General features: G+C 38.4%; 7 protein-coding genes. All 7 read left to right on the top strand.

Annotated elements, in window-relative coordinates; genetic code table 11:
• Window positions 1-172: 172 nt before the first annotated feature.
• The 7 genes from esaA to N7Z68_RS17825 are packed head-to-tail and all read left to right on the top strand — an operon-like array spanning window position 173 to window position 10,906.
• Window positions 173-3,598, top strand: a complete 3,426-nt coding sequence (esaA, locus tag N7Z68_RS17795) for a type VII secretion protein EsaA (protein WP_275119826.1) — start codon at window positions 173-175, stop codon at window positions 3,596-3,598.
• Entirely contained in the window at window positions 3,573-4,064 is a 492-nt protein-coding gene (gene essA, locus N7Z68_RS17800) for a type VII secretion protein EssA (protein WP_275119827.1), read from the top strand. The genes esaA and essA overlap by 26 nt, the downstream gene beginning before the upstream one ends.
• Before the next feature lie 11 nt (window positions 4,065-4,075).
• Window positions 4,076-4,327, top strand: a complete 252-nt coding sequence (locus N7Z68_RS17805) for an EsaB/YukD family protein (RefSeq protein ID WP_275119828.1) — start codon at window positions 4,076-4,078, stop codon at window positions 4,325-4,327.
• A gap of 43 nt (window positions 4,328-4,370) precedes the next feature.
• A complete protein-coding gene (gene essB, locus N7Z68_RS17810) occupies window positions 4,371-5,666 on the top strand; it encodes a type VII secretion protein EssB (protein ID WP_275119829.1) in 1,296 nt (431 codons plus the stop codon).
• 55 nt (window positions 5,667-5,721) lie between these two features.
• Window positions 5,722-10,173 (top strand): type VII secretion protein EssC, encoded by a 4,452-nt coding sequence (gene essC / locus N7Z68_RS17815; RefSeq protein WP_275119830.1) that lies wholly within the window; start codon window positions 5,722-5,724, stop codon window positions 10,171-10,173.
• Between the two features lie 13 nt (window positions 10,174-10,186).
• Window positions 10,187-10,606 carry a YwqH-like family protein gene (locus N7Z68_RS17820; protein ID WP_275119831.1) on the top strand — a complete coding sequence of 140 codons (420 nt, stop codon included), beginning with the start codon at window positions 10,187-10,189 and terminating at the stop codon, window positions 10,604-10,606.
• Window positions 10,607-10,906, top strand: a complete 300-nt coding sequence (locus tag N7Z68_RS17825; protein WP_275119832.1) for a TIGR04197 family type VII secretion effector — start codon at window positions 10,607-10,609, stop codon at window positions 10,904-10,906.
• The last annotated feature ends 184 nt before the right edge of the window (window positions 10,907-11,090 follow it).

The raw sequence follows: 11,090 nt of genomic DNA on the forward strand, positions 1-11,090 counted from the left end.
CTCATTTCTCTTTAAAAGATAAAAAGTGAAACCTACATAATGTTTAATGAGTATTAATGGTAGATAGTAAGATTTGGTTGCTATTATATATTTTTTTTGCTGAATAATCCATTTTTATATGAAGAATAATCTTACTAAATGCGAAAAAGTAGTGGGAGAAGAGGAAAAACAGATGAAAAGAATAGAGCTAAGGTTACTCGCATTTCTAGTATTAATTCTAGTACTAGCTACTGGTTTATCTTATATGGCTTTAAATCAAGTAACAGAAACTACTAGTACTGATACTGGTTATCAGATGACGATTGCATTGGTAAATGAGGATGTAGGTGCGGAATTTAATAATGAGCGTTTGGCATTTGGAGATGCCTTTGTTCGTAGTGTAGATGATGACCGTAAGCATGAATGGTTTGTCGTGAGCCGAGGGGTTGCTGAGAGTGGCTTGGAAAGACAAACTTACGACATGATGATTGTCATCCCTAATGACTTTTCGGTTAAGGCACTCTCCATAGATTCCGTTTCACCAGAACCAGTTACATTGAATTATAAAATTAATGCTTCAGAAAATGATGAAATCAGAGCAGAGGCTGAAAGAACAGCTAGTGAAATATTAAATGATTTTAATAGACGTATCATCGATGTTTATTTTGCTAGTGTGATTGGCAATTTGCATGAAGCACAGGATCAAATCGGTTATATTGTTGACGAGCAGGCAAAGTATACAGCTACATATAATACAGCAATTCAATCGCCTTTATCAAACTATACGAACCAATTTAGTACTGTGAAGAATTTTACAGAAGCATCAAGAGGTAGCTTTAGCAGTCTTGAAGATACTCTTGGATTCTTTACGGATCGATTAACGGAAGAGACTGAATTAAGTAAAAACTTTGTATCGAATATTAACGATATAACAAGTCTCACAGCATCTAACCAAGCGTTATCACAAGGTTTTTATGATTTATTAAATCAATATAAGTCTACGATTCATGATACAGGTACCCAGCGACAGCTTGATCAACTCGTTCGTGCTAATGAACGGATCCATTATCAGTTTCAACTCCAAGAAGAGAGTGCAACGCTTATTTCTGATGCTGCTCTGTTAAGAGAGTACTTTAATCAAGCTAATCAACAAGTAAGCAGTTTAGAGCAGAATTTAGAAGAAACACTCCAATCGAATATGGAAAAAAACGTTACCAATCGGTTGTCGGGAATTTTTACGAATGCATTTAAAGATGAATTGACAAATTTAAATTCGTTATTTAGACGTCCTGATCGAAATCTGCATCGTACGCTTCAAGAGCAGATTAATCAACTGCCCTCATTAAGTATGCGAGATATTGATGAATCTGGATTGTCTGATCAGATGGCATTAGAGATCAATAATGTCATTGCCACAGCAAGAAAGTATAATCGTGAAAATGACTTTTCTCCAAAGGAACTTGATAATAGCAAGATTTTATCAACCCAAATTCAAGAAATTAAAAACCGCTTAGCTGATACAGGTGTTGTGATGAGAAACTCTGTTGAATTACCAGCTAATCAAAAGTCAGGGCAAACTTTTACCTTATCAATTCCGAATGAATATGAGTTACAAAATTTGTGGTTAACGTTGCCTGATTTTAATGAAGTCAATTACACAGAGGTATATAAAGAAAATGGGCAAGTGAAATTACCTGCAAATGAAGAAGGAGTTTTTACTGTTCGAGTTCAACTACGGTTGAAAGATGCAAATAGTAAAATAGATGTTTTCCAACCTGCTACTTGGAGCTGGAGTATGCTTCAAGAAGATATTACAGATGTTGATGATGTAGAGGAGCTCTTGGGCTATGAGGTTTATAATGCTCCTTTACTTGCAACTACAGTTATCGTTCAAGAAACGGAAGAACCGGGTGGAACTGAAGTTGATGGAGAAAATGGGAAGCGTGAGAGCGAAGAGCAGCCAGTGAGTCCTGGTGATCAGGAGGAAACAAATCCGTCTAACCCTCAAGATGATGAGAACAATGACGGTGGAAACGGGGAAGAGCCTGAACCTCAACCTGAACCTCAACCTGAACCTGAACCTGAACCTGAACCTGAACCTGAACCTGAGCCAGGGCCAGAGCCAATCATAGAAAAGGTGAAAGTGATCAATAACCATATTCACCATCGAGTCATGTCACCCATATTAGATGATGGTACGCAAGCTCTGATTAATGCAGCTGAGCATACGATTAGCGATTATATAAAATTATCCGCTCTTTTCGAAACTTACTTTGGTATAGATATGAATTCGCCAACATTACAGGATTCCTTTGTTGGAAATCGTTTATCTGATTTAGCAACCGAATCTTCTCTATATTATCTGTTCAATGTTCAAGAGTTAGATGAATTGATTACGAATTATGTTGTTGAACGAGTAACGGCGGGTGTTACGAAGGAAATTAGAGAGCCAATTGTACAGCTATATGATCAAATCAGACGATATCATGACCAATCAAAACGGGCTGAAAACCTGATGGATCAACTTGTTGGGAAGATAGCTTCAACGACAGAGCAGGCTCAGGTCATGAATCAAAGCCTATCTGACGTATTGGAAGATGTCATGGACTGGCGAGATCGAAGCATAGCACTAATTGAAGAACAGTCTGTGGTGAGGGCTGCTGGTGATGAGGAACAACAGGCAATCATGGCACTTGGTAATGATTTCATGCCACTGTTATCAACAAGTGAAGTGCTCGCAGAACAAGCGCAAAGTAATTTTTATTCGGCTGAGACTGTTTATCAAACCCTTGAAGACATTGATAATCAGGCGACGATGATACAAGAAAGCGGAAATGATTTAATCAGTCAGGCAGAAGCTCTCTCTATTAATCTGACAAATAAATTAATAGAAGATGAAGAGTTTGTGACTAACTTTACCGACGTATTAGCGAATAGCCGAATTGGCGATAGACAAAATGAGGATTTGTTAGGCTTCTTATCAAGTCCGGTTCAAACGAAAAATGAAGGCGTGATCGTCTCTGGTAATACGTTTACACCATACTTTATCGTGTTAATTGCTTTTATTGTTGCTCTCTTTACAGCATACGTGATTTCAACCAATCACCAACGTCGTTTAGCGAAGGATGAGTTTGAAGGAGAACGTACGATTTTTTCTCAAAATACTCCTATTACGATTATTACTACAGGTGTCGGAATTATTGAGGGTGCAGCGATTGGGTTAATTTCAAGCTACATCTTAGAGATTAAAGGGTCTAACCTATTGTTATGGACACTTCTGTTAACGGGCATTGTCTTAACGATACTACTGTTTTCTACTTACCTACTACGACAATTAAAAATGATAGGAATGTTCTTGTTACTCGCGGTATTTGGTATGTATTTATTCTTTACAAGAGCATTAGGTTCAGTGGCTAATGGAGGATTACGAGCATACTCGCCGTTACAATATGTGGAAAATGTATTGATCCGGGTCTTCGATGGATCGATTAATTATCAAGTAACCTTCTTTATTTTATCTTTGCTATGTTTGGCAGGTATACTGCTTAACCTGTTAGTGTTCAATCGTGCTACAAGGAGTGAGGGAGCGGAAGATGAAGAGGTTTCTAAAGCTAGTTAATGGAGTGTTCTGTATTTTAATCGTTAGCTTATTGCTACCAATGTTCGCTGTGCTTGCTGAGGGTCAACCGAGTACTGAGGAACGAGGTAAATTAAACATGAATTTAGATCGAATTATTGGTAGTAAAGAAGATCAAACCAAAACGAAAACAGAACTTGAAAAAGTGTTTCCAGAGTTGTTTCGGGATGAGACGAGAGAGCTCATTGACAGGAAGCAACTAAAACAGGAAGAGTGGCTTCAAGACCTGCATCAATCAATTTTTGAGATGGAAAGCCAAGCGGATGCGACAGTCGCTCTTGTCCAGGAAACTCTTTTTACCGCAAGTTATACGACTCCGACCACCGAAAACCGTGTACATGAGGAGCCAAGTGAGGGCGCTAATAACGTCCTCCTTTTCTCCTTTGTGGGATTTATCCTAATGGTTGGTGGAGTTGTATTTACGATGATGCGACAAGTTGTGGAATAGGAGAATGGATGATGGCAAAGTCTTCACATATAAACGTAACGATTGACTTTCAAAATTGGGGTGGCGGTGTATACGATTTGCGTATTCCCGTTCAATTAACGGTAAAGCAATTATTGTTAAGTGTTTCTGAGACGCTCCATTTAGAGCAGTCGGGTTCATCTCTTTGTGCCATAAAGGTATTAACGAAAAAGTTACTGATTACTGATGATGATAGTTTGAATGACCATCCAATTACAGACGGTGATATTTTACAAGTGCTATAGAAAAGGTTGTTCAGATTGTTGAATAGGTGAAGGAGTCAACGTTATGGAGGAAAAAAAAGTTCAGTTTGATTCTCTTACTCTTCATTTTCAAATCGAAGATGAAGAGTGGAGAACAGAATTAGCAAAGTCTCAAACAAAAGTGAAAGATATCAAGCAATTAGGACTCATTACAGCCCCTTCAGAATATTTTTTGCCGGTCTCTGTAAAAGAGGAAGAGGATCTTTTTAGATTTTCGTTTGTGGTGAAAGAAGAAAAAAAGAAATGGAAGGACATAAAGGATCTTCAACGGAATGAGAAGCTGCGGTTACTTTGTAACATAGCGAAACTGAAACCTTATTTATCTTCTAGAATTACTTTCTTTCTTCATCCGGATAACGTTGTTTTTGATGATAACTTAATGCCAGCTATTATGTATCGTGGTATTCGGGAGTTGTTACCACCGTACGTAGGAAAAGAGGAAGACTTTTTTCAGCAATACAAATGCTTCATCCTCGCCTTGTTCTCCAAACAACATACATTTGATGATCTGTACAATGGTTCATTAAATAAGGCGAAGGATACAGAATTTGAACGTAATATTCTGGAAAAGAAAAATCTGCAGGAATTGATCGAATATATTCACATCTGTTATCACAAAGAGCAACAAAAAACGGAAAAGACAATGACGACTGTACCCATTAAACGGTTTCGTTTATTTAAACAGTTATCGATTATTATGATCACGTTGTCTATTGTCTTGGCTGTGCCTTTGTTTTATTACATGTTCGTGAAGGATCCATACCAAGATAAATTATTAACAGCTCATGGTGAATATTTATCATCTAATTACAGTGGTGTCATTTCTACACTGAGAGGAGTAGATCCTGAACGACTACCTTATCGAACAAAGTATATTTTGGCCTACTCTTATATACAAGTTGAAAGTTTATCGGATCGTGAAAAAGAGGCGATTATGAGAAACGTGAGCTTACGCAGTCATGAGAATTATTTACTTTACTGGATATTAAATGGTCGAGGTTCTTTTGATGAAGCAATTGATAAAGCGATGTTTATTGATGATCCTCAATTAATTATGTATGGGTTAATCAAACAAATTGAACAAGTACGAAATGATCCTAAATTAAAGGGATCAGATCGAGATGAAGAAGTACGAAGGCTCCAAGAAGAACTAAATCGGTATCGTGAAGATTATATTGAGGCTGGAGAAGAAGAGTTAATCGATCAAACGCCAATTGAAGAGGCAAGTATAGATCAAGAACCAGTGGAAGTACCTGCTGAAGTTGAAGAACCCGCTGAAGATGAAGAAGTGAATGATGATGAGAATGATCAAGAGGCATAGCAGTATGGGGTTGTAAGCCAAGGATAGATGGGCTGACGGAGAGAGGAAGAAAATCATGGCACAAACAAAACTATTTATTCTTTTTGATAAGCAGTTACAAAAATGCTCATTACCTCAAGGGGTGACAAAAGAAATTACGGTAAGTAGCGATTGGTCTGATACGGTGACGTTTACGAACCTAGCAGCATCTTTCGTGATCACATGGGATGGGGAAGCGTGTACCCTTGATGGGAAAGTTCTTACCCCAAATAAGCAAACCCGATTACCGGTAGGCTCTGCTGAAATAGAATTTCTTCTTGTAGAAGAGAAAGAAGTCATCGTTTATGATTTAGCGGGAGTCTCAACGGTAACGTTTGGAAGTAGCGAACAACATGATATTCAACTGAAATCAACGGAAGTAGATTTCTCCCTTATGCGAACGCTCGAACAACCGTTTTTTCAATTAATGGTCAATCGCGGTGAAGTTTATCACAATAACGTTTGTAAGGACAGTGTTCACATTGAACCGGGAGACCAATTATATGCTGATGGAATTTCTATAACGATTCATTCAGAGGATATGGAAATCGCTATAAGCCAAGAGGAACCAGCCTCGACGTTAACACGGTTGATGGAACGAGATACGTATTATAGTGAGGAGTATCCAAATTATCATCGCTCTCCTCGTGTCATTTATCGCGAGCCAACAAAAAAGCAGACGATTGCGAAACCGCCACCTCAACCGTCTAAGCCGAGTGAGCAAATTGCACGAACCGTTGTCCCGTCTCTCGTCATGATTGCGGCCTTTGTTTTGCTAACGATTTTTCAACCACGCGGAATTTACATTGTCGTCATGCTGGCAATGACGGTCACGACCATTCTAGTTTCAGTCATTTATTATGTAAAGAATGTAAAACAATATAAGGTTGACACGAAAGAGCGATTAGAGAGCTATAGAGAGTATTTGCATCGAAAAACAAAAGAGCTTTATCAGATTAGTGAAGACCAGAGGCATTCCTTACGTTATCATTTTCCAAATATCGAGCAAATGAGAGATATGGCTATACGTGTTGATGCGAGAATTTACGAAAAAACAAGGTTTCATCATGATTTCCTTCAATTTCGAACAGGGCTAGGTACAGCAGAAAGAAGCTTTGAGATTGACTTTAATGAAGAAGAGTTCACGCAAGAAAAAGACATATTAGTAGACGAAGCTAGAGAGCTATTAAATCAGTATGATCATATCCGTGAAGTTCCAGTCGTTGCATCGTTGATGAAAGGGCCTGTTGGTTATATAGGTCAACGACACCTCGTATTAGAGCAGCTACAGCTATTAGCAATGCAAATTGGACTGTTTCAAAGCTATCATGATGTTCAAATCATCACGGTATTTCCGGAAGAGGAAAAAGAGCAGTGGAATTGGATGAGGTGGCTACCACATGCAAGTCTACGTGATGTCAATGTAAGAGGGTTTGTCTATCATGAGCGTTCCCGAGATCAAGTCCTATACTCTATGTATCAAATATTGAAGGAACGAAAACAAGTAATAGATGAAAAAGGAAATACAAGTGAAAAAACCTATTTCTTCCCGCACTATGTTGTCCTTATTACAGATGAAAAACTGATCCTCGACCATACGATCATGGAATTCTTTAATGAGGACCCTAGTATTCTTGGGGTATCACTCGTTTTTGTTCAAGATGTGATGCAATCTTTGCCTGAGCATGTAAAAACGGTTATTGATATCCGAGATTCAAAGACGGGAAATATTATTTTAGAAGAGGGAGAGCTAGTCAATCGTGCTTTTGTTCCGGATCACTTTCCGGCGACATTTGATAAGGAAGAAGTATCAAGGGCACTTGCGCCAATTAATCATTTACAAAGTTTAAAAAATTCCATTCCTGAAAGTGTGACCTTCCTTGAAATGTATGGAGTGGAGAGAGTTGAAGAATTAGAGATTTCAGCAAGATGGCAAGCGAATGAAACGTATAAGAGCTTAGCTGTTCCGCTTGGACTGCGTGGAAAACAAGATATCGTTCAGCTTAATCTTCATGAAAAGGCTCACGGGCCACATGGGCTTGTCGCTGGGACGACGGGTTCAGGTAAATCTGAGATTATCCAATCGTACATCTTGTCCCTTAGTGTTAATTTTCATCCATATGAAGTTGCCTTTTTATTAATTGATTACAAAGGCGGGGGAATGGCAAATTTATTTAAAAATCTTCCGCATTTAGTTGGGACGATTACGAATTTAGATCGTAGCCAATCTATGCGAGCGTTAGCTTCTATTAAGGCAGAGCTTCAAAAGAGACAGCGCCTCTTTGGTGAAAATGATGTCAATCATATTAACCAATATCAGAAGCTTTATAAACAAGGGAAAGTTCAAGAACCGATGCCACATTTGTTCCTCATTTCCGATGAATTTGCGGAATTAAAATCAGAGCAGCCTGATTTTATGAAGGAGCTAGTATCGACAGCGCGTATCGGTCGTTCACTCGGTATTCATTTAATCCTAGCCACTCAAAAGCCAAGTGGGATTGTGGATGATCAAATCTGGTCGAACTCCAAATTTAAGCTTGCCTTAAAAGTACAAAATGCAAGTGATTCGAACGAAATTTTAAAAACACCAGATGCCGCAGAAATCACACTGCCTGGTCGTGCCTATTTACAAGTTGGGAATAACGAAATTTATGAACTGTTCCAAAGTGCCTGGAGTGGTGCTGATTACATTCCGGACCAGGATGACTTTGAATTAGTAGATACGACAATCTATGCGATTAATGATTTGGGCCAGTATGATATTTTAACGGAAGATTTAAGTGGATTAGGCCGTAAAGATCAAGTAGAAAAGGTACCAACGGAACTTGATGCAGTCATTGATCATATTCATGATTATGCTGAGGAACAAGAAATTGTCCCATTACCAAGACCGTGGTTACCACCGTTACCTGAGCAATTAACGACAGATGAGCTGCATGTAGTAAACTTTGAAGAAGCTTGGGAAGAAGAAAAGAAACCACTGAAGGTAACAATTGGATTACTCGATCAGCCTGAGCTTCAATCTCAGTCATCGTTAACAGTAGATTTTACGAAGGATGGTCATATCGCTGTTTTTGCGAGTCCAGGATACGGGAAGTCAACTTTTTTACAAACGATTGTCATGGATCTATCAAGACAGCATAGTCCTGAGCATTTTCATGTATATTTGCTCGATTTTGGTACCAATGGGTTATTACCGTTAAAAGGGTTACCTCATGTAGCAGATACCATTCTCGTTGATGAGATGGAAAAAGTCGGGAAGCTAATTCGGTTATTAACCTCTGAGATTAAGAAAAGAAAGCAGCTTCTGAGTCAATATGGAGTGGCCAACTTAGCGATGTATGAAAAAGCGAGTGGAGAGATCGAATCGAACGTATTATTAGTCATTGATAACTTCGACACAGTGAGGGATACAGACTTCTCAGACGAGTTTGAAAAAATAATTACACAAATCGCTCGTGAAGGAGCAAGCGTTGGCATTCATCTAGCTATTAGTGCGGGACGACAAGGTGCTCTGCGCATGCCATTGCTTTCCAATATAAAGACGCAAATTCCTCTATATCTCATTGAACAATCAGAAGCACGTTCTATTATCGGTCGAACGGACTTGGAAATTGAAGAGATCCCTGGTCGAGGATTAGTTAAGCTAGAAGAGCCTGCTTTGTTCCAAACGATGTTACCTGCAGAAGGTACAGAGGCATTAGAAATCATCGACTCGATCCAAAGGACTGCTCAAAGCATGGATGCCTATTGGCAAGGTGAACGTCCAGAGGCCATTCCGATGATGCCAGAGGGTGTGATTGATTTTGAACAGTTTAAGCGGAAAAGAAAAACGAAGAAATTGGTTGAACAAAGCCATTTACCACTAGGGCTAGACTTTGAAGAAGTGGCACCAATAGGGTTTGATCTAGAAAAAGACGGCTTCCTAACTGTTGTTAGTGATCGAAAAGATGGATTGGATAATATGATTAATGCAATTTCAAAAAGTATGACATTACTTACGAAGTCTTTCCAGACCATGATTATTGATACACCTGACCAAGGACTTACTGAAATTGGTGAATTAATGAATAAGTATATTTCTGATCCTGAGGACATCACTGCAATTAAAGAAAACATACTTACAGAAGTTAATAATCGAATGAAAGGTGATCACAATGGTGTGAAATGGATGATTTTAATTAGGGATTTAAAAGATTTTGCAGAAAGAAGTATCCTGATGGAAGAAGATTTATCCGTTTTATTCGAACAAGGTCCAAAAGTCGATGTACATCTAATCGTATGTGGAGATGCTAGCTATATAAATACGAGCTATGAAAAGCCAGCCAAAGTGGTTCGAAGCTTATCTAATGTAGGGTTAGTGAGTATGCGTCTAGGTGATCAAGATATATTTAGTCAACCATTTATTCGTAAGGAAACATATCCGAAAGACTATGAAGCTTATTACGCAAGGGACCACCAGCATATCAAAATAAAATTACCAAAATAAGGAGGAGGAAAGGATGAGTTCGTTAAGTTATTTACGTTGGAGGAAGAGTTCTGTACAGAGTCAAATTCAATCTAACCGTACGTTAGTATCTGTTACTGAGGATAAGATATCTCGCTTACGGCAAGCTGTAAACGAGATATCAACCAGTTTGTCAAATTTGCGCTCTGTAATGAGTTCAATAAATAGTCTAACCATTGATTTAAACAGCTGGCGTGGCAAGAAAGAAGATGATTTCGAAAAGAAATACAATCGCTATAAGGATAGTGTAAAAACATATATATCAAAAGTTGATGATGCTAAAGAAGCAATCAATGATGATATTAGGAGATATGAAGCAGAGAAGGCTTCCTACCAAACTAGTATAACGAGCTTACAGCAGACACTTCATTCTTTGGATAGACAAATAGCTCAAGCACAGAGGGAGTTGAATTAGATGTCTAAAGAAGTTTCTATTAATATAAGTGTTTTTCGCTCTAGTGTATCAAAGTTAAAAACTTCTGTCGCAAGAATAGAAGCGAAACGACCAACGAATGCATTTCGTAATACAAATATTGAACCGTTTACAAAAGATTTAGAGAATGCGATAGAAGCTATAGAGTTGTTGGAGCGATATAAGGGCATTCTGGAGGCAGATGTAACTATTTTAGAGCAGACAGGTGAACAGATGAGAGAAAAAGATCAAGAGTTAGCATCAGTATATCACCCTAATTCTGGTCCACAGCTAATACGTTAAGGAAAGAGAGGGAGTTTACATGGGACAAAAAGTAGACCTGTCAGAAGTAATAGACTTCTCCGATGAATTTAAAGCAAATTCAGAAGATATAAGAGTCAGCCTTTTAAAAGTAGAACAAAACATAGAAGACATGTGCAACATGAGTTCTTTTTCTGGTAAAACAGCAGATCAGGCAAAATTATAT

Source organism: Alkalihalobacterium chitinilyticum (assembly GCF_029028005.1).
GTDB classification, from domain to species: domain Bacteria; phylum Bacillota; class Bacilli; order Bacillales; family Bacillaceae_F; genus Alkalihalobacterium; species Alkalihalobacterium chitinilyticum.